The organism is Micromonospora sp. NBC_01699, assembly GCF_036250065.1.
Classification (GTDB): Bacteria; Actinomycetota; Actinomycetes; order Mycobacteriales; family Micromonosporaceae; genus Micromonospora_G.
The window spans coordinates 1,404,409-1,427,454 of sequence record NZ_CP109199.1 but is presented as its reverse complement, the minus strand read 5'-3'; the positions used below and the strand labels follow the sequence as shown (position 1 = coordinate 1,427,454).

Below are 23,046 nucleotides of genomic sequence, written 5' to 3'. Positions count from 1 at the left end.
GCTCGCGTCGCGCTGCCGGATTCTCCCCGCGTCGCGCTGCCCGATTCTGCTCGCGCCGCGCTGCCCGGCTCCGAACCACTCGTTCCGACCGGTACCCCGCACCGGGGGCCGAACGGGCGATTCGTCCGGTCCGACGGCAACGGCGCGGAGCAGGGCGCCGGTGGCACCCCACCGCCGGCCGACGACCCGCCGCCCGCCGCCGAGCCGCTGCCCGAGGACCGGTTCCTCAACCGGGAGCTCTCCTGGCTGGACTTCAACGCCCGGGTCCTCGCCCTGGCCGAGGACCCGACCACCCCACTGCTCGAACGCGCCAAGTTCCTGGCCATCTTCGCCAGCAACCTGGACGAGTTCTACATGGTCCGGATCGCCGGCCTGAAGCGCCGGCTACAGGCCGGACTGCCGCTACGCGGCGGCGACCGGCTGCCGCTGCGTACCCAGCTCGAACTGATCTCGGAGAAGACGGCCGACCTGGTCGCCCGGCACGCCGGCTGCTTCGTCGAGGACGTGGTGCCCCGGCTCGCCGCCGCGAACATCCACCTGATCCGCTGGGCCGAACTGCCCGCCCCGGAGCGGGAACGGTTGCGTACGTACTTCCGGGAACACATCTTCCCGGTGCTCACCCCGCTCGCGGTCGACCCGGCGCACCCGTTCCCGTACATCTCCAGCCGGTCGCTGAACCTGGCGGTGGCCGTACGCGACCCGGACGGTGGGCCGGAGCTGTTCGCCCGGGTGAAGGTGCCGAACAACGTGCCCCGCTTCGTCCGGGTCGAACGGGACACCCCCGGCATGCGCTTCCTGCCGCTGGAAGACCTGATCGCGGCCCACCTCAACCAGCTCTTCCCCGGCATGACGGTGGCCGAGTGCCACCTGTTCCGGATCACCCGCAACGCCGAGGTGGAGGTCGACGAGGACCGCGACGAGGACCTGCTCCAGGCGCTGGAACGCGAACTGGCCCGGCGCCGCTTCGGCCCGCCGGTACGCCTGGAGGTCGCCTCCTCCATCTCCGACCACGTGCTCGACCTGCTGGTCCGGGAACTCGACATGGACGACCAGGACGTGCTGCGGGTGCCGGGGCTGCTCGACCTCTCCTCGCTCTGGCAGGTCTACAACGAGTGCGACCGGCCCGATCTCAAGGAACGCCCGTTCGTCCCGGCGACCCACCCGCGCCTGGTCGAGGGCGAGGTGCCGCGCAGCGTCTTCGCCACCCTGCGCGACGGCGACATCCTGGTGCACCACCCGTACCACTCGTTCGCGACCAGCGTGCAGCGCTTCATCGAGCAGGCCGCCGCCGACCCGAACGTGCTCGCGATCAAGCAGACCCTCTACCGGACCAGCGGCGACTCCCCGATCGTGGACGCCCTGATCGACGCCGCCGCCGCCGGCAAGCAGGTGGTGGTGCTGGTCGAGGTGAAGGCCCGGTTCGACGAGGTGGCCAACATCGGCTGGGCGCGGGTGCTGGAGCGGGCCGGCTGCCACGTCGTCTACGGCCTGGTCGGGCTCAAGACGCACTGCAAGACCGCCCTGGTCGTACGCCAGGAGGGCAACCAGATCCGCCGCTACTGCCACATCGGCACCGGCAACTACCACCCGAAGACGGCCAGGCTGTACGAGGACTTCGGCATGCTCACCGCCGACCCGGAGGTGGGGGCGGACCTGACCGACCTGTTCAACGTACTGACCGGTTACAGCCGGCAGACCCGGTTCCGCCGGCTGCTGGTCGCCCCGGACGGCGTACGCAGCGGGATCATCGAGCGGATCGACCGGGAGATCGCGCACGCCGCGCTCGGCGTACCGAGCCTGGTGCAGATCAAGGTGAACTCGCTGGTCGACGAGGAGATCGTGGACGCGCTCTACCGCGCCTCGCGGGCCGGGGTGCACGTGGACCTGATGATCCGGGGGATGTGCACGCTGCGGCCCGGCGTACCCGGTCTGTCGGAGAACATCCGGGTCCGGTCGATCCTCGGCCGGTTCCTCGAACACTCCCGCGTCTTCCGCTTCGGCAACGGCGGCGGCACGCTGGCCGCCGACGCGGCGGCCGGTGGCCGACCGGTCGGCGCGCAGGGCGGCTCGGCCGAGTTCTGGATCGGCTCGGCCGACCTGATGCACCGCAACCTCGACCGCCGGGTGGAGGCGCTGGTGCAGGTGACCGACCCGGTCGCGCGGGCCGAGTTGGACCAGGTGTTGAGCACCGCGATGAGCGACGACGTCGCCTCGTTCGAGCTGCACCCGGACGGGACGTGGAGCCGGCGGGCCGGTGAGCCGGGTCGACCGCTGGTCGACTTCCAGGACGCGATGCTGCGCCGGGTGGCGCGTACCGCGAAGTAGCCGCCGGGCGCATCGGCGTGGATAGGCTTGCCGGATGTTGGAGGAGGAACGCAAGTACGAGGTTGACGAGAACTTCACGCTGCCGGACCTGTCCGCCACGGTGCCGCCCGGTGGCCGGGTAGTGGTGCTGCCCCCGGTGACCCTCACTGCCACCTACCTCGACACCGCCGACCTGCGGCTGGCCCGTGCCGGTGTGTCGCTGCGCCACCGCAAGGGTGATCCACTGCCGTGGACGGTCAAGCTGCCGTCCGACGTGCCCGGCACCCGGCACGAGATCTCCCGCCCCGGCAAGCGGCGGGAGACGCCGGCCGAGCTGACCGCGCTGGTCACCGCGTACTCGCGCGGGGCGGACCTGCTGCCGGCCGCGGTCGTCCGCAGCGTGCGGCAGGCGTACGAGCTGCGTGACGGCGCGGACCGGGTGCTCGCCGAGATCGCCGACGACGCGGTGTCGGTGCTGGACGGGGATCGGGTGCGGTCCCGGTTCCGGGAGGTCGAGGTCGAGCGCAAGGGCGGCGACGGGGACCTGCTCGACCGGGTGGAGGCGGTGCTGGGCGAGGCCGGTGCGGTGGCCGGCGGCTTCACCCCGAAGCACGTACGCGCGCTCGGCGAGGCGGCGGCCGGCGCACCCGACCTGGTCGCCCCGACCGACCTGCCCGACAAGCCCAGCGCCGCCGACGTGGTGACGAACGCGATCCGGCGCGGCGTCGGCAGGGTACTGACACACGACCCGCTGGTCCGGTTGCGCCAACCGGTCGGCGACGACGACACCGCCGTACACCAGATGCGGGTCGGCAGCCGGCGGCTGCGCAGCGACCTGCGTACGTTCCGGTCGCTGCTGCGGCCGGAGTGGGTCGGCCCGCTGCGCGACGAGCTGAAGTGGCTCGCCGACGTGCTCGGTGCGGCCCGCGACGCGGAGGTGCTCGGCGCCCGGCTGCACGTGACCGCCGCCGCCGACCCGCTCAGCCCGCTGGACCCGGCGGCGGTGGACCGGATCGACGCGGTGTTGACGCAACGGCACGAACGGGCGCTGACCGCGGTCGACGAGGCGCTCGGCTCGGCCCGCTACGCCGCCCTGGTGGAGGCGCTGGTCGCCGCCACCGGCGAGCCGAAGCTGACCCCGGCGGCGCGGGAGCGGGCGCAGGACGTACTGCCGAAGCTGGCCGCCAAGCCGTGGCGCCGGCTGGCGGACGGCGGCAAGGGCAGCGACGCCGCCGCCGACCTCGACCCGCTCGCCCCGGACGAGCGGTGGCACGCGGTACGGATCAACGGCAAGAAGGCCCGGTACGCGGTGGACGCGGTCGCCCCGGTGCTCGGCGGCGGAGCCCGGAAGCTGGCCAAGTCCCTGTCCCGGGTGCAGGAACTGCTCGGCGAGCACCAGGACGCGGCGGTAGCCGCCACCACCTGGCTGGAGGTTGCGGCGACCGACCCGACCGACCACGCCCTCGCGGTGACCGCAGGTCGACTGGCCGAACGGGAACGGGCCTCGATCCGCGCGGTCCGGGCGGACTTCCCCGAGGCGTGGGACGAGACCACCAGGGGCAGCCGGACGGACTGGCTGCCGTGACCCACCTGATCCGGGCGGCCGGTGGCGTCGTCTGGCGCCCGTCCGAGCGGGGCGTGCAGGTGTGCCTGGTGCACCGGCCGCGCTATGACGACTGGTCGTTGCCGAAGGGCAAACTGGAGCCGGACGAGCACCCGCTGCTCGCCGCCGTACGCGAGGTCGCCGAGGAGGCCGGCGTACGGGCGGTGCCGGAGTCCCGGTTGCGCAGCGTGCGGTACTTCAGCGAGGGCCGGCCGAAGCGGGTGGACTACTGGGGGATGCGGGCGGTGGCCGAGGGCGGGTTCGAGCCGGAGACCGAGGTGGACGACATCCGGTGGCTGGCCGTGGACGACGCGATCGGCCTGGTGACGTACGCGCACGACACCTGGGTGTTGCGCGACTTCGCCGCGTTGGCCCCGGTCACCTCGGTGCTGGCGATGTTCCGGCACGCGCACGCCGGTAGCCGGGGCATCTGGTCGGGGCCGGACACCGCCCGGCCGCTGGACGCCGAGGGCGTGGCGCAGGCCCGTACGGTGGCCGCGCTGGGAGCGCTGATCCGGCCGGTACGGCTGCGCTCGGCGACGGCGCGACGGTGCGTACAGACGCTGGAGCCGTTGGCCGCGCTCTCCGACCTGCCGATCGAGGTGGACTCCGATCTCGACGAGCCGAAGCCGGGGCAGGACGTGGCCGAGTGCGCGCTGGCGCTGGCCGCCCGGCTGACCGAACTGGCGGCGGACGGCCGTACGACCGTGGTGTGCAGCCAGGGCAAGGTGATACCCGGCGCGCTGGCGCACCTGTCCCGCACCCCGGCCGACTACCGCACCCCGAAGGCCGGCGGCTGGCTGCTCGCCTTCTCCGCCGACCGCCTGCTCGGCGCCGACCGCCTGTAAGGCCGGGCCGGGCGCGGGAGGTGGGGCCGGTCAGCGGGGCAGGGTGAGGGTGACGGCCACGGCGAGGTGGTCGGAGGCGGTCCCCGGTACGGCGGCCACCTCGCTCGCGCCGAGTCCACCGGCGACGAACACGTGGTCGATCTGTTCCACCGGGTGGTCGGCCGGGCTGGTCGGTAGCGGCCGGTCGGCGGCGAACGCGTCGACCAGACCGGCGTCCAGCAGGGCCTGGAACGCCGGCTCCCCCGGCTGGGTGTTCAGGTCACCGGCCAGCACCAACGGCCGCCCAGCGGCCAACTCGACGGCGTAGCGGGCCGCCGTACGGGCCTGGTCGAGCGGGCCGTCGTCCGGCGGGGGCTGGAAGTGGGTGGAGACGACCACCAGTTCGCCGTCGCCGACCCGGAGCACCACCGCGAGCGCCTGGGCACCGGTCGGCGCACCCAGGCGCGGCAGGACCACCGTGCCGGCCGATTCGACCGGCAGCGAGGTCAGCACGGCGTCGCCCCAGACCGGGTCGGCGGCCGGGGCGAAGGTGTACCGCATGCCGAGGCGGCCGGCGAGCAGGGCGAGGGTGTCGTGACCACCGTTGAGCAGCCAGGCCCGGTCGACCTCGCTCAACAGCACCACGTCGGGCCGCTGACCGGCGATGGTCCCGGCCAGCCCGTCGAGGTCGAACCGCCCGTCGAGCCCGAAACCCATCCGGATGTTGTAGGCGACCAGCCGTACCCGGTCGCGGTCCGCGTCCTCGGCGGCGTCCGCGGCCGGCGGCGTCAGCAGCCCGGCGACCACCGCGAGCGCGGTTCCCGAGATCACCGTCGTGCGCCGCCAGGACCGCAGCGGCGCCCGCACCCCACCACCGGCCGATTCGGGTACGACCGGCGCCGCCCCGACCCCGACCGCTCCCCGCTTCGCCGCCCCGACCCCGACCGCTCCCCCGACCCCGACTGGTCCCCGGATCGCGACCACGGCCACGAACAGGGCCACCAGCAGGGGTATCGCCGAGTTGGGGTAACCGATGTCGTAGGCGGCGTAGTAACCGATCGCGCCGACCACGAAGACGACGGTCCCGCCCAGCGCGGCGTAGCCCCGCCGGTTGCCCACGGTTTCCGCGCCGCCGAGCGGTGGGCCGACGTTCCCGCCGCCGGAGTCGGCCCCCGCACCGGCACTGTCGGCACCGGCACCGGCACTGTCGGCCTCGGCACCGGCAGCGGCGCTGTCGGCGTCGCACGCACCATCCGTCCCGCCGGCCCCACCAATCGCGTCGTCCACCACGGACACCGTCGCGACGGCGTTGGCCAGGGCCAGACAGCCGCCGAGCCCGGCGGCGGCGAACAGGATCGCGAACGGCAGCGCCAACGGCTGGTTGAGTGCGAACAGGCCGGTGCCGGCCAGCAGCGCGACCGGGTACAGCCAGCGCAGACCCCGTTGGCGTACCGGCCCGAGCCCGGTGGCCAGGAACAGCCCGACCGCGCCGGCGACCAGGACGGTCACCGCCAGCGGCCCGCCCGGCGGCGGCACCGCCACCCGGTCGAACCCGGCGGCGGCACCGGCCAGGTAGGACGCGCCGGTCGCGGCGAGCGCGGGCGACCCGGCGAGCATGCCCCAGAGCAGCAGGGCCGGGCCGACGAGCAGCCACGGCCGCGCCGAACCGACCGGGTCCGCGTCCCGCGCCCGGACCTGCGCGACCAGGAAGGCCACCGCCACCGGTACGCCCACCAGGAGGTCCACTCCCCCGCGCCAGACGAGGTCGTGCGTGCCGAGCGCGGTGTGCAGTACGGTCGTCGCCGCCAGCCCCACCACCAGCCCCGGTACGGCAACCGGTGCGGTGGTGGCCAGTCCGGCCAACCAGACCAGCCCGGCGAGCAGGCCGGCGCTGGCCAGGTAGAGCTGGGCCGGCCCGCCCGGGGTGGCCGGCAACAGGAGCCGGCAGCCGACCAGGGTGACCGCCGCGACCAGGGTGAACCGGCCGGCGCCGAGCAGCCGGAACAGCGGTGGCGCACCGAGCGGGAGGACGAACCAGAGCAGGGCGAAGGCGCCCATCAGCTCGGCCGGGGTGGAGGCGGCCTGCCCGAAGATGGTGATGATCGAGGGCAGCCAGACCCGCAGGATGTCGACGAGGAGCAGCACGCCGAGGGCGGCGGCGGTGAGCGCAGGGGCCGAACGACGCACCGGTACTCCCGTGGGGGCGGGGCGGACGAGGTCGGGCCATTCTCCGGCGATCCCATCGACCGGTCAACGCCCGTACGCCGAGATTGGCCCGCAACGCCGACCCGCGACCGGCCGGCGGCGCGGTCGAAAAGGCGCCCACCGGCGGAACCGGTGGGCGCCCTTGGTACCTCGGTCTTTCAGCGTCGGGCGGCGGCCTTCTTGGCCGGGGCCTTCTTCGCCGGAGCCTTCTTCGCCGCTGTGGCGCGGGTGGAAGTGCTCTTCGCCGCCGTGGTCTTCTTGGCCGCGGCGGCCTTCGTGGCCCCAGCGGTCTTCGTCGCCGGTGCGGTCTTCTTCGCCGCCGCCTTGGTAGCGGTGGCGGTGGCCTTGGCCGGGGCGGCCTTCTTGGTGGCGGTCGCCTTCTTGGTCGCCGCCGCCTTCGTGGCCGTGCCGGTGGTGGCCTTCGCCGCCGCAGTGGTCTTCTTCGCCGCGGCGGTGTTCTTCGGCGTCTTGCCGCTGGACACCATGTCCTTGAACCCGGCGCCCGGCCGGAAGGCCGGGACCGATGTCTTCTTCACCTTCACCGACTCGCCTGTTCGAGGGTTCCGCGCTGTTCGCGCCCCCCGGACACGCTTTTCGAAGACTCCGAAACCGGTGATCGCCACCTTTTCCCCCTTGGCGACCGCCCCCTGAACCTCGGCGAGGACCGCGTCGAGCGCCGCCGTCGCCGTCTTCCGGTCCCCCAGGCGAGCGGCGAGCGCCTCGATGAGCTCGGCCTTGTTCACGACTTCCCTCCCGTATGTGCAACTGGACTCAACGCGAGCCATTCTGCGCGCACGGTATGCCCTGTGCCACCGGGACACAAACATCTGCGAGAAAAAAGCCATTGTGTCGCAACGGATTCGCCCCCACCGGCGGCTCGTGGCTACCCGGAAGGCGTAGGGCAGCAACGAATCCGTAAGTCCGGCGGGGGCGAAAGCGGCTCCCGAGCGGGCGGTGTGGGCTATGCCACGACCGGCAGGAAGGGGAGCCTGTGGCGCTCGTACTCGGTGATGTTGGTCTCGTGGCGGAGGGTCAGTCCAATGTCATCCAAGCCTTCGAGCAGGCGCCAGCGACTGAAATCGTCCAGGGGGAAGGACCAGGTGGAGTCGCCTGCCCGGACCTCCCGGGCGGTGAGGTCGACGGTGATGCGGGTGGTCGGGTCGGACTCGACCAGGGCCCACAGTTCCTCGACGGCCTTCAATTCGAGCTCGACCGGCAAGAGCCCTTCCTTGAGCGAGTTGCCACGGAAGATGTCACCGAAACGGGGAGAGATCACCGCACGGAATCCCCAGTCCCGCAGCGCCCACACGGCGTGCTCACGGGATGACCCGGTGCCGAACTCAGGCCCGGCCAATAGGATCGACGCACCGGAATAAATAGAATCGTTGAGTATGAATGCCGGATCCTCTCGCCACGCGCTGAAGAGGCCGTCGGCGAACCCGGTTCTGGTGACCCGCTTGAGATACACCGCCGGAATGATCTGATCGGTATCCACATTGGAGCGACGCAACGGGACCGCGGTACCGGCGTGCACGGTGAACTTTTCCATGTCTTGTCAGCCCTTCACAGGTCGGCCGGGGCGGCCAGCCGGCCGATCACGGCGGTGGCGGCGGCGACCGGTGGCGAGACCAGATGGGTACGACCGCCACGGCCCTGCCGGCCCTCGAAGTTGCGGTTGGAGGTGGAGGCGGAACGCTGCCCCGGCTTGAGCGTGTCCGGGTTCATGCCCAGACACATGGAGCAGCCGGCGAAGCGCCACTCGGCCCCGGCATCGGTGAATACCTTGTCCAGCCCCTCCAGCTCGGCCGCCTCGCGCACCGCCGCCGAACCGGGTACGACCAGCATCCGTACGCCATCGGCGACGGTGTGTCCGCGCAGCACGTCGGCGGCGGCCCGGAGGTCCTCCAGCCGGCCGTTGGTGCAGGAGCCGACGAAGACCACGTCGACCGGGACCTCGCGCAGCGGCGTACCGGGAAGCAGGTCCATGTATTCCAGGGCCTTGCGGGCGGCGGTCTGCTCGGCCTCGGTGACGAAGTCCTCCGGGTCCGGCACGATCGCGCTCAGCGCCGCGCCCTGCCCCGGGTTGGTGCCCCAGGTGACGAACGGGGTGATCCGGCTCGCGTCGAGGAAGACCTCGGTGTCGAAGGTCGCGTCGGCGTCGGTCGGCAGCGTGCGCCAGTACGCCTCGGCCGCGTCCCAGTCGGCGCCCTGCGGCGCGTTCGGGCGACCCTTGAGGTACGCGAAGGTGGTCTCGTCCGGCGCGATCATGCCCGCCTTGGCGCCCCACTCGATCGACATGTTCGCGATCGTCATCCGGCCCTCCATGGAGAGCTTGCGGATCGCCTCGCCCCGGTACTCCACGACGTGGCCGCGCCCGCCGCCGGTGCCGACCTGGGTGATCAGGGCCAGCACCAGGTCCTTGGCGGTGACGCCGGGGCCGAGCTCGCCGGTGACGGTGACCGCCATCGTCCTCGGCCGGATCTGCGGCAGCGTCTGGGTGGCCAGCACGTGCTCGACCTCGCTGGTGCCGATGCCGAAGGCCAGCGCGCCGAAGGCACCGTGGGTGGCGGTGTGCGAGTCACCGCAGACGATCGTGAGGCCCGGCTGGGTCAGGCCGAGCTGCGGCCCGATCACGTGCACGATGCCCTGGTTCTCGTCGCCGAGCGGGTGCAGCTTGACCCCGAACTCGGCGCAGTTGCGGCGCAGCGTCTCGATCTGCGTACGCGAGGTCGGGTCGTCGATGGTGAGCAGGTCACCGCGACGGGCCCGGAACGCCGGGTCGGCGTACCCGGTCGGGGTGTTGTGGTCCTCGGTCGCGAGCGTGAGGTCGGTACGCCGGACCCGGCGACCCGCCATCCGCAGCCCGTCGAAGGCCTGCGGGCTGGTCACCTCGTGCAGCAGGTGCAGGTCGATGAAGAGCAGATCCGGCTCGCCCTCGGCGGATCGCACCACGTGAGCGTCCCAGACCTTCTCGGCCAGGGTCCTGGGCGAGGACGGCGTTGGCGTGACTCCCACCATCTGGACATCCTAAATTCTGGGAGGTATGTTTCGGCTTGTGGGACACAGTATGAGCGGTGTCGGCGTTCTCGACAAGGCGGTGGTCATCCTGGCCGCCTGCGTGGACGGCGCCAGCCTGGCCGAACTCGTTGATCGCACCAAGCTGCCGAGAGCCACCGCGCACCGGTTGGCTCAGGCCCTGGAGATCCATCGGATGCTGGTACGCGACACCCAGGGGCGGTGGCGACCGGGCCCGCGCCTGGGTGAGCTTGCCAACGCCGCACCGGATGTGCTGCTGACCGCCGCCGAGCCGTTGCTCGCCGCGCTGCGCGACGCCACCGGGGAGAGCGCCCAGCTCTACCTGCGCCGGGCGGACGAACGGATCTGCGTGGCCGCCGCCGAGCGGGCCAGTGGACTGCGGGACACCGTACCGATCGGGGCGGTGCTGCCGATGACCGCCGGATCGGCCGCCCAGGTGCTGCTCGCCTGGGAGCCGCCGGAGGCGGTGATGCCGCTGCTGCCGCGGTGCAAGTTCACCGGCCGCACCCTCGCCGAGGTACGCCGCCGTGGCTGGGCGCAGAGCGTCGCCGAACGCGAGCTCGGTGTGGCCAGCGTCTCCGCCCCGATCCGCGACCGCACCGGCCGCGTCATCGCCTCGATCAGCATCTCCGGCCCCATAGAGCGCCTGGGCCGCCGCCCCGGCGACCGCCACGCCATGGCCGTAGTCCGCGCCGGCCAACGCCTAAGCGGCCTCTAACCCCCTCCCCTCCCCTCCCCTCCCCTCCCCCGTGCCCCCCTGGTGCCCCACCTCTTTCGCCGTCGATCTAGGGCAAATGGTGGTGATTAGAGATCATCAAGCACGTATTTGCCCTAGATCGACGGGGCGAGGGGTGGGGGCCCAGGGGTACGGGGTACGGGGTATACGGGGTACGGGGTACGGGTAAGGAAAAGCGAGCGAAGTGCCGGTGGCACTTCGCTCGCTGGCGCATAATAAAAATAGCCCGCGCCACTTGCGTGACACGGGCTCCGAACCTGTAGCCCCGACGGGATTCGAACCCGCGCTACCGCCTTGAGAGGGCGGCGTCCTAGGCCGCTAGACGACGGGGCCAGGACTTTCTGTCTTACTTTGTCCTCCGAAGAGGACCGCTGAACTCTATCAGAGACCAGCTACCGGCACCATCTCTGGTGTCGGTAGCTGGGGTACCAGGACTCGAACCTAGACTAACTGAACCAGAATCAGTTGGGCTGCCAATTACCCCATACCCCATCGGTGCCTTCCGGCACCGAGAAAAGACTTTACCGGACCGACCGGGAGAGGCCAAATCGGGTTATGCGATCCGGCCTCTACCAGCGGAGGAGCAGCCGTTGGCCGGGCTGCTCGGGCCGTCCTGGGCGGGTCGCTCAGTCCAGCGCCACCACGGGATTCGACAGCTCGCCGATCCCGTCGATCCGCACCGTGACGGTATCCCCGTCGACGAGCGGGCTAACCCCCGCCGGGGTGCCGGTCAGGATCACGTCGCCGGGCAGCAGCGTCATCACGTGTGAGATGTAGGACACCAGGGTCGGTACGTCGAACACCATGTCCTTGGTACGACCGATCTGGCGTACCTCCATCTGGTCCGGGTTGCGCCCCACCTCGCAGCGAACCTCCAGGTCGCTGACGTCGAGGTCGGTGACGATCCACGGGCCGATCGGGCAGAACGAGTCGAAGCCCTTCGCCCGCGTCCACTGGCCGTCCGCGCGTTGCAGGTCGCGGGCGGTCACGTCGTTCGCGGCGGTGTAGCCGAAGATCGCCTTCTCGGCCGCCGCGCGGTCGACCCGACGGGCGCCGGTCACACCGATCACCACGGCTAGCTCAGCCTCGTGCTCGACCTGCTTGGACTGGGTCGGCAGCCGGATCGCGTCCCGTGGCCCGATCACCGAGGTGGAGGGCTTGAGGAAGAGCAGCGGTTCGGTCGGTACGTCCGCACCGTGCTCGGCCGCGTGCTCGACGTAGTTGCGACCGACGGCGACCACCTTGCTGGGCAGGATCGGCGAGACGAGCCGCACGTCGGCCAGCGCCCAGCGGGCGTTGGTGAAGCGGATCTCGCCGAACGGGTGGCCCTCGATCTCGGCCACCGTCAGGGCGCCGGGGCCGGCGCTCGGCTCACCCTCCACGACGCCGAACGACATTCCCTTGGCATGAGCAAAACGAACGATACGCACCACGCCAATCTAGCCGTACCAGCGTCAATCCGGCCGGCGACCACCGACGGTGCCGGTACGGCAACGCCGCACCCTACTCCAGCCGCCCGTTGCGTCGGTGTGATTCGCCCCTTCTAAACACCATTGACCGAGAGGCGGCTTAGCGTCAGAAAAGGAGGTCTCGTTGTGATTCTGGCATCGACCCGACGGCGCCTGGCCACTACGGTCATCGCGAGCTGTCTGCTCGCCACCATCCTGCCCGGCGGGGCCGCACGGGCGGCGCCCTCGGCGGTCACGGTCGTGATGGCGAGCGGCGGCCACACCGCGCCGACCTACCAGATCCTGGTGCACAACGGCACCACCAGCACCATCGACACCACCGTCCGGCAGGAGTTGCCGCGGGGCACGACGCCGACCGCGGTCAGCAACGGCGGCCAGACCAGCCAGCCCACCGGCCAGACCGGCGGGACGGAGATCTCCTGGCGCCTCCAGCTTCCACCGGGCGGCATGCAGACGCTCAACACCACCCTGCCCCCGATCGCGGCCGGCGTCCCGGTGAGCGCACCGGCCTGCGCCTTCGCCGGGACCGGCGACGTCCCGTTCGACTGCGCGAGCGCGACCTGGCAGGCCGCCGCCGCCCCGAAGGCGGAGGACGCCGACCCGGCGATCTGGCAGCGTCCGACGTACCTTGCCGGCGGGCTGGCGGTGCTGTTGCTGCTGCTGGGCGCGGGCCTCTGGTGGTGGCGCCGCCGGGTCCGCCGACGGGTCGAGCGCGACCGGGACGGCGGTTCGGCCGGCGGTTCGGCCAGCGGGTCGGCCGGCAGAGTGGGCGACGGGTCGGGGGGTGGAGCACCAGGAGGCGGGTCGGGGGGTGGAGCACCGGGCGGTGGCGGGGCACCGGGCGGTCGGAGACCGGCGGGGGTCGGCGCGGCTGGCGGCGGGGCACCGCGTGGCGTCGGTGAGCCGCCGTTCCTCGACCGGCCGGCGGCGCTCGACCGACCGCCGCCGGGACTCGCCCGCGGGCTGGCCCGTGGTGTGGCCCGGATCCGTCCGGGTGACGGTGCCGAGGCATGGCCCTCACCGGCCCCGTCATGGGGCGCGTCGATACCGCCCGAGGAACGACCGGCGACCGGCTGGGCCTCGGTCGACCGGACCCCGGCGACCGCCGGCGCACCCTCCTCCGACCAGCGGCAACAATCCCCCGGCCGACAGCATGGACAGCGCGCACCCGGGCAGCAGCAACACCAGCAGGGACAGCCAACATCCGGGCAACACCAGCAGGGACAGCCGCAGGGACAGCCAGCATCCGGGCAACAGCAACACCAGCAGCCGCAGGGACAGCAGCAGCGACAGCAGGGTCAGCAACAGCAGCAGGGACAGCAGCAGGGACAGCGGCCACATGGGCGGCAGGACGGGCAGGACGGGCGGGACGGGCAGGACGGGCAGGACCGGGGACGGGGACTGTCGGCGACCGTTGCGAGCATGCCGGACGGCATCCCGAACACATTCCTGTCCGGTGGTTCGCCGACGGCACCGCCCCGGCCGGCCGTGCCGGCGCGGCGCCGGCGACGTACGGGGCCGCCGCTCTGGGTGGTGGTCGGACTCGCCGTGGTGATCGTCGCGCTGGTGGTGACGGCGGCGGCCTGGACCGCCACCGCCAAGGTCAGCGCGATCGACACCGGCAAGCAGCCGACCAGCGGCGCCTGGGTGGGCCGGACCAGCACCGGGGCGATCGGCGCGACCATGCGGGACGCCACCTTCGAGTTCACCGTCTACCGGGTGAACTGCGGCGACGCGGTGCAGCAGCCCGCCGGAGCCCGATCGCCCGGACACCGCTGCCTGGCGACCGTCAGCGCCCGCAACGTCAGCAAGGAGGCCCAGCTCTGGTACGGCGAGTCGCAGCGGGCGTACGCGCAGACGGGCAACTGGGTGACCACCGACATGGGCGCGACCAGGGCGCTCAACGGTGGGCGGGACATCTTCGCCGAGCCGGTGCCGCCGAGCGAACGGATGCTCTTCCCGATCGTGTTCACCATGAACGGGCCGAACCCGCCGGCCCGGATCGAGCTGCGCGGCGCGGTCTTCTCGGCCGGCGTCAGCATCGCCGTGACCTGACCCCGGCCACCCCGCGCACAGCCTGCGCCGACGGCCACCCCCCGCGCGCAGCGTGCGCCGACGGCCACCCCCGCGCACAGCCTGCGCCGACCGTGCGCGGGCATCCGGGCGGGGCGCCGTACGCCTAGGCTGGGCGGGTGACGGGGCTCTGGGAAACGACGGACAGCGGGGTGCTGCGCCTGCCGTCCGGGCGCCTGGTCCGGGGACGTGGCCTGCGCCGGCCGCTGCCGCCCGGACCCGAACCGACGTTCGGCGTCTACCTGCTCGGCCGCCCGCCACCGCCGACCCCGTGGCCGGCCACCTGGCTGCGGTGGCCGGACTTCCGGCTGCCCGCCGACCGTGAGCAGGCCAGGACGGTCTTCGCCGAGATCTGGGGCCGGTCCGAAACCGAGCGGGTCGAGGTCGCCTGCGACGGCGGCCGGGGGCGTACCGGCACGGCGCTCGCCTGTCTCGCGGTGATCGCCGGGATCCCGCCCGACGGAGCGGTCGCCTTCGTCCGAGAGCACTACGACCGCCACGCCGTCGAGACCCCCTGGCAGCGACGCTACGTCAAGCACTTCACCACCCACTAGCCAAGCAACCCCCAACTCCCGCCACAACGCCCGCTCCACCACCGACGTCGTCGTCGATCTTGCACTTGTGGCGCCCGGATTGTGGCCCCCATCCAGATTTGTTCACCACCACAAGTGCAAGATCGTCGCGGTGGGTGGGGTGGGGTGGGGTGGGGTGGGGCACGGGAGCGGGGGGCGGGGGTGGGGGGCTGGGTAGGGTGGGGTGGTGACCGTTGCTGCCGTCCGTACCGTGGTGCTTGATGCGGTGAGTTGGCGGGCGCGGCGGGCGGGGCACGAGCGCCGAGTGGACGACTGGCTGGCGCCGCACCTGCTGCGGCGACAGGCCGGGGAGCGGCACCCGGTGGAGGATTTCCTGTTCACCTACTACTCGCACCGGCCGGCGCAACTGCGGCGCTGGCACCCCGGCGCGGGGGTGGTGCTGGCCGACGCGGGGCCGGACGATCTCGGCCGCGACTACCGGTCGACGTCCGCCGGGGTCACCCTCGACACCGAAGCGGTACGCGCACGGCGCGCCGACTCCGTCGAGTGGATCCGTACGCTGCTGAGCCGCACCACCGACCGGCCCGCCCAGTTCGGCTGCTTCGGCATGCACGAGTGGGCGATGGTCTACCGGCAGACCCAGCAGGAGGTACGGCACAACGCCTGGCCGCTGCGGCTGTCCCCGGAGCAGACCGCGCAGACCGTGGAGCGGACCGGCGTACGGTGCAGCCACTTCGACGCGTACCGGTTCTTCACCGCCCCGGCCCGGCCGTTGAACCTGCTCAGCCCGACCCGGGACAGTCAGCACGACCTCGAACAGCCGGGCTGCCTGCACGGCAACATGGACCTCTACAAGTGGGCCTACAAGCTGTCGCCGCTGGTGCCGAGCGAGTTGGTGGCCGACGCGTTCGAACTGGCCCGGGAGATCCGCACACTGGACATGCGGGCCAGCCCGTACGACCTCGCCGCCCTCGGTCATCCGCCGGTGCGGGTGGAGACCGCCGAGGGACGCGCCGAGTACGCCGCCGCCCAGCGCGGCTTCGCCGAACGTGCCGCATCGCTGCGCGCCCGCCTGCTCGCCGCCCTCTGACCACTTTCCCGCACCACCGCCCCACGGTCGGCGGGACCCCGCCCGACCGCTGAACCCGCCTAACATCGTGGGTGACACCGGCGAAACGGGGGACGGCGATGGTCGGTACCGGACGCGGCGGGGATCCGCCCATGCTGGTGATCGATCTCGGTACCATTCCGGACGATCCGGTCGAGGTCGAATCCCGCCGCCCGCTCACCTGGCGTCGGCTGCGACCGGCGGCGCTCGCGCTGGTGGTGGCGCTGCTGCTCACCACCGGCGGATCGGGGCTGCCGCCAACGCCGGTCATCGACCACATCGCCACCCTGTCGTACCCGTCGACCGCCCAGACGAACGGCTTCCCGAGCCAGGGCGTGCTGCTCACCGAGAAGCTGCTCTTCACCGCCACGATGGAGCCGGGCGGCCTGATTTGGCTGGTGTCGGCGCACGAGCTGGACCGGGGCCGTCGGGTGTGGACGTACCAGCTCCCGTCGACCTCGGAGCGGCAGCCGGAGCTCGCGTACCGCTCCGGTCTGCTGCTGCTGTCCGCGGCCGGGACCGACCAGACCGGCATGCGTACGGTCGCGCTGCACGCCGCCACCGGTCGGCAACGCTGGTCGCTGCCGTACCACGTACAGACGTTCCACGGCGCCGACCACGCGCTCGCCGTCGACGTGATCTTCGCCGACGACTCCACGCTGACCGACGGGTCCCGGTGGCAGGGCTCGTCGTACGGGTCGCCGTGGGGGCGGACGTACGGCCACCCCCCGCTGGGACGGGTCGTCACCGGCATCGCCCTGAGCACCGGCGAGGTGCGGTGGCGCTCCGAGTTGCTGACCGATGTGGAGATCGACATCGCCGCCCGGTTCAGCGACGACGAGGGGAACGGACCGGACCGGGAGCATGGCCTGGCGGTGGTGACCGCCGACGGTGCGGTCGAGCTACGCAACGCGCGTACGGCGGAGGTCCGGCACCGGTTCCCGGCCGTCCATCCCGACTCCCGGGTGCAGCTCAACGGCGACCTACTGATCGTCGCGCACAGCGCGACCGAGGTCACGGCGTACTCCAGCGAGACCTACCAGCGGCGGTGGATCCGCCCGATAGGCGAGAACGGCCTCGTCGGCTTCTGCGGTTATGGCGGGCTGGTCTGCGGCACCAGCGGGTCGGGTGCGTGGATGATCGACGCGGACACCGGCAGGCGGCTCTGGCCGATCCCGCGCGAGCACGTCATCACCGAGGCCGGCGGGCACCTGATCGAGTTCGTGACCGGCGGATCGCTGCGGCCGCTGCGAACCGTCGATCCGCTCACCGGCGAGCCCCGACTTCCCCTACTGGACTGGCAACGCGCCGACATCATGCCCGGTGGTCGGGTCCTGTTCGTCGCCCCGCAGACCCATCTCGGGCCGACCTGGCTGGCTGTGCTCACACCGGGGGCGGTGACGCCGGTGTCCCTCGGTTCGGTGCCGGTCGGACTCTCCGGCTGCCAGCTCACCTCGTCGGTGATCGTGTGCAGCACTCCCCACAACGACCTACGGATCTGGCGCTACCGTGCCCCGGTCCAGAGCGGTGCGCAATGATCGAGATCGAAATCGACCTGGACCGCGAACCTACTGCGGCCGGTACGCGGGCCGCACCCGGTCCGTGGGTGACGGCACGCCGGCTGCGGACGGGCGCGCTGGCGGTCAGCCTGGCGCTGCTGCTGGCGGCCGGTGGTTCCGCGCCGCCCGGACCGCCGCCGCTGACCGAGCTGACCACCCTGACCGTGGCACCGGACCAGGGGTTCCTGCTCACCGCCGACCGGGTGTTCGTCGGGGCGGAGCGGACCGCAGGATCCGGGCGGTCCATCTCCGCGCACGAGCCGGGTCGGGGGCGGTTGCTCTGGACTTCCGAGTACGACCGGGATCCCGGCGCCGGCGGGCTCGTCGAGCAGGTTGGTGACGGGTTGCTGGTCCGGACCATGGAGGACGACGTCCCGCACACCACGGCCGTGGACGCTCGCACCGGTGCGGTCCGCTGGTCGGTGGCGGGTTCGGTCGAGGCACTGGCCGACGGTCGTACGGGGCTGCTACAGGAGCACATCTTCTCCCCCGACGCCGGGCCGGTGGACCCCGGGTCCAGGTCGCCCTCGTCCGGGTACTGGCGCTCCTCGTCTGGCCTGACATATGTGGCGCCGCCGATCGGGCTGGTGCTGCACGCGATCGACCTGGACACCGGGCGACCGCTGTGGGACTCGGTGCCGGTGGCCGACGGGGTGTCCGTACGCCGCTGGTCGGGCGTACCGGTCGAGGACGTACCCCTGGTGGTGACCACCCTGGACGGCCGGGTGCAGCGGTGGGACGTCCGCACCGGCGGCCCCCGGCACAGCCTGCCGGCGGTCGGTACGGAGCAACCGGCGGTGGTCGTCGTCGGGGACCTGCTGGCCCTGCAACGGGCCGACGCCGCCGAGCTGAGCGCGTACGACATCGACACGTTCGCCCGGCGTTGGCAGCGCGACCTTGGTAGCCCGGAACTCTCGGTCGGCGACTGCGGTGGCCGGCTCTGCGTCGGTAACGGGCTCGGTTGGCGACTGCTCGACCCGGTCACCGGCGCGGACGCGGCCGAGATCGATCACCGCACGGCGTGGGTCGTCACCGGGGACCACCGGGTCGAGATGCGATCCGACGAGGGCGGACTGATCCGTACGGTCGACCCGGTGAGCGGGCGGACCCTGGCCGACCTGACCGGCTGGACAACGATCACCACGGCGCTACCGGGCGCACCGATGCTGCTCACACGCGAGCTCAGCATAATCGGGCCGACCTGGTTCGGTCTGCTCGCACCGGACGCGACCGAGGTCCACCTGCTAGGTCTGGTGCCATACCGGGCGACGGGATGCCAGCTCGCAGCGGACCTGATCGCCTGCAAGGATCGATCGGATTCGGTACGCCTCTGGCGTTACCGCCGCTGAACCGAGGTCACCGGTCCGGAGTCCGGTTCCCCCCGGCGCGTCGCCGACCCGAGCGGCCGCGCGTCGCCCACCACCAATCACCCATACGCCGACTCCTTACCCCCTCCCCTCCCCTCCCCTCCCTCCCTCACCCCCTCGACTTCGTCGACGATCTTGCACTTGTGGTGCCCGAGTTAGGACACTCGTCCGGATTTGTGTACGGCCACAAGTGCAAGATCGTCGCGCTATCCGTTGTGGGGAGGGTGAGGGGGGTGGGGAGGGTGAGGGGGGTGGGGGTGGGGGGACAATGGGGGTGTTGGCTTGGTGAATTGGGAGGGAAGATGGTTCGTCCACCTCGCATGATTGTTTCGGGTGTCGTGCTCGGCTCGCCCGACGCCAACGAGCTGGCGGCGTTCTACCGGCGGTTGCTCGGCTGGGACGTGGAGCAGGACGAGCCCGGTTGGGTGAAGCTCACCGCGCCGGTGGGCGGCGCCGGGCTGTCGTTCCAGACCGAGTCGGCGTACGCGCGGCCGACCTGGCCCGCCGGCCAGGACGACCAGCAGATGATGGTGCACCTGGACATCGAGGTGGACGACCTGGAGGTCGCCGGGGCGCACGCCGTCGCGGCCGGTGCCACGCTCGCCGACTTCCAACCCCAGGACGACGTACGGGTCTACCTCGACCCGGCCGGCCACCCGTTCTGCCTCTTCCTGCCCGGTTAGTCGGTCACCGTTTCGGCTGCCCCGCGGTGGTCACGCCCCGGCCTCGCCCCGTGTCGGGCCTTACCTGACCACCGCGTACCGGCACCCGCGCGAGCCGGTTCAGCGAGCGCTTCAACCGGGGGGCGAGCGGGCGTTCGACCACCGCGTGGATGCCGTACGCCAGCGCGGCCATGCCGGCGATCAGGCTGGCGACCAGCGCCCATTTCAGGGCCGGGTACGGCGTCACCAGCGGGCCGAGCCAGCCCAGCAGGACGAACCCGATGTGTGCGTGGACCAGGTAGAGCGGGTACGTCAGCGACCCGGCCACCGGGAACCACCGCCGCCCCAGCCCGGCGGTCGCCTCCAGGGCGATCAGCACCACCACCATGAAGATCACCCAGATCACGCCGATCGTCACCATCGGACGAAATTCGGTGCCGTACCGCTCGGCCACGTCGGCGGCGAAACCCAGCCCCCGGTAGACCGCGTTCGCGTACGCGACGACCAGGATCGCTGCCAGCTCCCAGCTCGGGCCGAACCGGTGCAGCAGGCTCAACGCCATCCCGGCGACGAAGTAGTGCGCGTACGTGGACTGGAGCAGCAGGTCGGCGGCGGACGGCAGCAGGCCCAGTTCGAGCAGCCCGGTCAGCGCCAGCCAGCCCCAGAGCACGTACCGCACCCGGCGGCGGGTCAGCCCGACCAGTGTCAGAACGAACACGACCAGGTAGAACCGGAGTTCGGCCCAGAGCGTCCAGTAGACGACGTCGATGTCGGCGACGCCGAACGCCGGGTCGAGCATGGTCAGGTTCGCCAGGTACTGCCCGGCGCTGACCGGGAACCGGCCAGAGACGACACCCACGACGGCGGTGAGCGTGACCGCGACCCAGAACGCCGGGTAGAGCCGGACGATCCGGGAGACGACGAACTCCCGTGGACTGCGGTTCCAGGCGCTGGACAACACCACGAACCCGCTGATCACGAAGAACAGGTCGACGCCGAGGTAGCCGTACCGGGTGATCTCGCCGAGCACCGGGAAGGTGACCGGGCTGAGGCCCTGCATCCAGCCGGAGAAGGTGTAGTGGAAGACGACAACGGCCAGGGCCGCGATGATCCGCAGCAGGTCGACCTCGTACAGCCGCCGCACGTCAGGCCAACCGCTCGGGGCCGGAGGTTTCGAGCCGGCTCATGACCCGTACCGTCCGGTCAACGCCGGATGGGTGTGCCCGCCGGTCCCGCCGCCGGTGACGACGACCCGGATTCCCCGCGGGCGCTGCGCACGGTGGACGACCATGCCGCTCAGGCCGCCGCCGTCTTCGCGCTGGCCCGATCATCGACTCCGCCGACCCGACGAACCAGCGCTCCCGCGACCAGGATGTCGAGCAGGGCGGTAAAGCTGATCCCGACCCGCTGCCAGATCTGCGGGTACTGCGACGCGGCGGTGAACCCGGGGAACGTGTTGACCTCGTTGACCACCGGCTCCTCGCCGGTGTGCGGGAGGAAGAAGTCGACCCGGAGCAGCCCCCGGCAGTCGAGCGTGCGGAACGCCCGCACCGCCCGGTCCTGGAGCAACCGGGTGGTGGCCGGGTCGAGCGCGGCCGGGATGTGGAAGACGGCGCCACCGTCGTACTTGGCGTCGTAGTCGAAGAAGGCGGCGCTCGCCACGCTGATCTCCAGCGGTGGTCCGGCCTCGACCCGGCCGTCCGGGTGTTCGAGTACGGCGATGTCGATCTCCCGCCCGCGTACCGCCGCCTCGACCAGCACCCGCGCGTCGCTGTTCCGGGCCCACTCCAGCGCGGTCGGCAACCGCTCCCACCGGTCCACCCTGGAAACACCGAGGCTCGATCCGGCGCGGGCGGGCTTGACGAAGACGGGCAGGCCCAGCCGCTCCCGGTCGGCCGCCGACAGCTCCTCGCCCGCACCCAGCGTCACCCCGTCCGCCACCCGCAGACCGTCGGCGGCGAGCAGCCGCTTGGTGATCGTCTTGTCCATCCCGGCCGCGCTGGCGAAGACCCCGTTCCCGACGTACGCGACGCCGAGCCACTCCAGCATCGACTGGACCGTGCCGTCCTCGCCGTACGGACCGTGCAGTGCCGGGAACACCACGTCCTGCCCGCGCAGCGCCCTCAGCGCCGCGCCGATCGTGACCGGCTCACCGTCGACCCGCCACCGGCCGTCCCGCTCGATCAGGACCTCGGTCACGTCGTACGCGGCGCGGTCGAGGTACGCGAGGATGCTCTCCGCCGAACGCCGGGACACCTCGTGCTCACCACTGCGCCCGCCGAAGAGCACCGCCAATCGGATGTTCGTCACCTATCGCTCCCCGTGCAGATGTACCCGCGCCACCCGGGCGCCGATCCCCGTCATCACCTCGTGCGGATTCGTCCCCGCCCACCGCGCCCACTCCCCGACGCTCGGCACACCCCCGCCGCCCGACGGGTCACCGCCGCCCGACGCCTCGCCGCCCTCCCCGCCGAAGACGACGACCGGGTCGCCGAGGGCCACCGGCAGGTCACCGGCGTCGACGACGCACTGGTCCATGGCGATCCGGCCGACGATCGGGCACCGCCGACCGGCGAGCCACACCGACGCCCGGCCCTCGCAGGTACGGGAGAGCCCGTCGGCGTACCCGAGCGGGATCAGCGCGAGCGTGGTCGCCCGGTCGGTGACGTGGTCCGGCCCGTACGAGACACCGGTGCCGGCGGGCACCCGCTTGACGTTGACCACGCTCGTCCGCAGCGTCATCGCGGGGCGCAGTCCGAATCGTCCGGGACCGGTCGGGTCGAACGGGTCGACGCCGTACAGGGCGAGGCCGATGCGGCAGAGGTCGTACCGGGTCTGCGGGGCGGACAGCGCCGCCGCCGAGTTGGCCAGGTGCACCAGTTCGGGCGTGAGTCCGGCGTCGCGGGCGACCCGCAACGCCTCCCGGAACGTCGCCGACTGACCGGCGAGGCCCGGTTGCCCCGGCACGTCCGCCCCGGTCAGGTGGGACCACACCCCGCGTACGCGTACGCCGCCCTCGACCTCGTACTTGCGCGCCCAGGCGACCAACTCGGGCCAGTCGTCGCCGCCGGCACCGTTGCGTGACAGGCCGATGTCCGCCTTGAGCTGCACGATCGCGGGGGCGCCGAGCCGGGCCGCGGCGGCGGCGACCGCGTGCAGGTGGGTCAGGGTCGACACCGCGACGTCGACCCGTTCGGCGATCAGTGCGGTGAAGTCCTCGTCCGGCCGGTGCAGCCAGCTCAGCATCGGCACCCGGATCCCGGCCGACCGCAGAACCAGCGCCTCCGTGCTGGAGGTGACACCGAGCCAGCCAGCTCCGGCCCCTATGGCCGCCCGCGCAACGGATTCGGCCCCATGCCCGAACCCGTCGGCCTTGACCACCGCCATCACCCCGGTCCGAGCAACCCCCGCCACCGTACGCACATTGCCCGCCACCGCCGAAAGATCAACCACCACCTCCCCCAGCCGCCCCCTCACCACCCCCACCCCGCCCAAGATCCACGCAGATGTAGAGAAAGAGTCGCTATCCGCGGGCGGGAAGCCACGCTTTCTCTACAAGAGTGC

At 72.1% G+C, this 23,046-nt stretch carries 18 protein-coding genes and 2 tRNA genes; 10 read left to right on the top strand and 10 right to left on the bottom strand.

Annotated features, from left to right (window positions below; all coding sequences use genetic code 11):
* The first annotated feature begins 12 nt into the window (after positions 1-12).
* The 3 genes from OG792_RS06440 to OG792_RS06430 are packed head-to-tail and all read left to right on the top strand — an operon-like array spanning position 13 to position 4,755.
* On the top strand, positions 13-2,325 hold the full coding sequence (locus OG792_RS06440; protein WP_442932446.1) for an RNA degradosome polyphosphate kinase: 2,313 nt from the start codon (positions 13-15) through the stop codon (positions 2,323-2,325).
* Positions 2,326-2,359: 34 nt separating this feature from the next.
* Positions 2,360-3,889: a CYTH and CHAD domain-containing protein gene (locus OG792_RS06435; protein ID WP_329108283.1), complete on the top strand. Its 1,530-nt coding sequence runs from the start codon at positions 2,360-2,362 to the stop codon at positions 3,887-3,889.
* Positions 3,877-4,755 carry an NUDIX hydrolase gene (locus tag OG792_RS06430; RefSeq protein ID WP_442932445.1) on the top strand — a complete coding sequence of 293 codons (879 nt, stop codon included), beginning with the start codon at positions 3,877-3,879 and terminating at the stop codon, positions 4,753-4,755. The genes OG792_RS06435 and OG792_RS06430 overlap by 13 nt, the downstream gene beginning before the upstream one ends.
* Positions 4,756-4,785: 30 nt before the next feature.
* Here the strand turns inward: OG792_RS06430 and OG792_RS06425 are convergent, their stop codons facing one another.
* From OG792_RS06425 to leuC, 4 genes are all read right to left on the bottom strand, one after another.
* Positions 4,786-6,921, bottom strand: coding sequence for an endonuclease/exonuclease/phosphatase family protein (locus OG792_RS06425; protein WP_329108279.1), 2,136 nt, complete (start codon positions 6,919-6,921; stop codon positions 4,786-4,788).
* A 176-nt stretch (positions 6,922-7,097) separates the two neighbouring features.
* A complete protein-coding gene (locus OG792_RS06420) occupies positions 7,098-7,682 on the bottom strand; it encodes an HU family DNA-binding protein (RefSeq protein WP_329108277.1) in 585 nt (194 codons plus the stop codon).
* A gap of 218 nt (positions 7,683-7,900) precedes the next feature.
* Positions 7,901-8,488, bottom strand: a complete 588-nt coding sequence (gene leuD / locus OG792_RS06415) for a 3-isopropylmalate dehydratase small subunit (protein ID WP_329108275.1) — start codon at positions 8,486-8,488, stop codon at positions 7,901-7,903.
* 14 nt (positions 8,489-8,502) lie between these two features.
* On the bottom strand, positions 8,503-9,957 hold the full coding sequence (gene leuC / locus OG792_RS06410) for a 3-isopropylmalate dehydratase large subunit (protein WP_329108273.1): 1,455 nt from the start codon (positions 9,955-9,957) through the stop codon (positions 8,503-8,505).
* 49 nt (positions 9,958-10,006) lie between these two features.
* Between leuC and OG792_RS06405 the strand changes: the two genes are divergently transcribed.
* Positions 10,007-10,693 carry an IclR family transcriptional regulator gene (locus OG792_RS06405; RefSeq protein ID WP_329108270.1) on the top strand — a complete coding sequence of 229 codons (687 nt, stop codon included), beginning with the start codon at positions 10,007-10,009 and terminating at the stop codon, positions 10,691-10,693.
* Positions 10,694-10,971: 278 nt separating this feature from the next.
* Here OG792_RS06405 and OG792_RS06400 read toward each other — a convergent pair.
* The 3 genes from OG792_RS06400 to OG792_RS06390 all read right to left on the bottom strand — a co-directional run bounded on the left by OG792_RS06400 (position 10,972) and on the right by OG792_RS06390 (position 12,141).
* Positions 10,972-11,044 (bottom strand) — tRNA-Glu (locus OG792_RS06400).
* An 87-nt stretch (positions 11,045-11,131) separates the two neighbouring features.
* Positions 11,132-11,203 (bottom strand) — tRNA-Gln (locus OG792_RS06395).
* Positions 11,204-11,337: 134 nt separating this feature from the next.
* Positions 11,338-12,141: a fumarylacetoacetate hydrolase family protein gene (locus OG792_RS06390; protein WP_329108269.1), complete on the bottom strand. Its 804-nt coding sequence runs from the start codon at positions 12,139-12,141 to the stop codon at positions 11,338-11,340.
* A 165-nt stretch (positions 12,142-12,306) separates the two neighbouring features.
* Between OG792_RS06390 and OG792_RS06385 the strand changes: the two genes are divergently transcribed.
* The 6 genes from OG792_RS06385 (at position 12,307) to OG792_RS06360 (ending at position 19,503) form a co-directional block, all read left to right on the top strand.
* The gene (locus OG792_RS06385) at positions 12,307-14,235 is read left to right on the top strand and encodes a hypothetical protein (protein WP_329108267.1); all 1,929 of its coding nucleotides are present in this window, start codon (positions 12,307-12,309) and stop codon (positions 14,233-14,235) included.
* A gap of 137 nt (positions 14,236-14,372) precedes the next feature.
* Complete coding sequence (locus OG792_RS06380) at positions 14,373-14,807, top strand: protein-tyrosine phosphatase family protein (protein ID WP_329108264.1); 435 nt, start codon at positions 14,373-14,375, stop codon at positions 14,805-14,807.
* A gap of 205 nt (positions 14,808-15,012) precedes the next feature.
* On the top strand, positions 15,013-15,876 hold the full coding sequence (locus OG792_RS06375) for a 3-methyladenine DNA glycosylase (protein WP_329108263.1): 864 nt from the start codon (positions 15,013-15,015) through the stop codon (positions 15,874-15,876).
* A 131-nt stretch (positions 15,877-16,007) separates the two neighbouring features.
* On the top strand, positions 16,008-17,432 hold the full coding sequence (locus OG792_RS06370; protein ID WP_329108261.1) for an outer membrane protein assembly factor BamB family protein: 1,425 nt from the start codon (positions 16,008-16,010) through the stop codon (positions 17,430-17,432).
* A complete protein-coding gene (locus tag OG792_RS06365) occupies positions 17,429-18,802 on the top strand; it encodes an outer membrane protein assembly factor BamB family protein (protein ID WP_329108258.1) in 1,374 nt (457 codons plus the stop codon). Before OG792_RS06370 ends, OG792_RS06365 begins: the two co-directional genes overlap by 4 nt.
* Positions 18,803-19,122: 320 nt before the next feature.
* Entirely contained in the window at positions 19,123-19,503 is a 381-nt protein-coding gene (locus tag OG792_RS06360; RefSeq protein WP_329108255.1) for a VOC family protein, read from the top strand.
* A gap of 4 nt (positions 19,504-19,507) precedes the next feature.
* On the opposite strand, the gene OG792_RS06355 is transcribed toward OG792_RS06360, so the two are convergent.
* The 3 genes from OG792_RS06355 to alr all read right to left on the bottom strand — a co-directional run bounded on the left by OG792_RS06355 (position 19,508) and on the right by alr (position 22,959).
* Complete coding sequence (locus OG792_RS06355; RefSeq protein WP_329108253.1) at positions 19,508-20,626, bottom strand: acyltransferase family protein; 1,119 nt, start codon at positions 20,624-20,626, stop codon at positions 19,508-19,510.
* Positions 20,627-20,778: 152 nt separating this feature from the next.
* Entirely contained in the window at positions 20,779-21,792 is a 1,014-nt protein-coding gene (locus OG792_RS06350) for a D-alanine--D-alanine ligase family protein (RefSeq protein WP_329108251.1), read from the bottom strand.
* Positions 21,793-22,959, bottom strand: coding sequence for an alanine racemase (alr, locus tag OG792_RS06345; RefSeq protein ID WP_329108249.1), 1,167 nt, complete (start codon positions 22,957-22,959; stop codon positions 21,793-21,795). It lies immediately after the preceding gene.
* Positions 22,960-23,046: the final 87 nt, after the last annotated feature.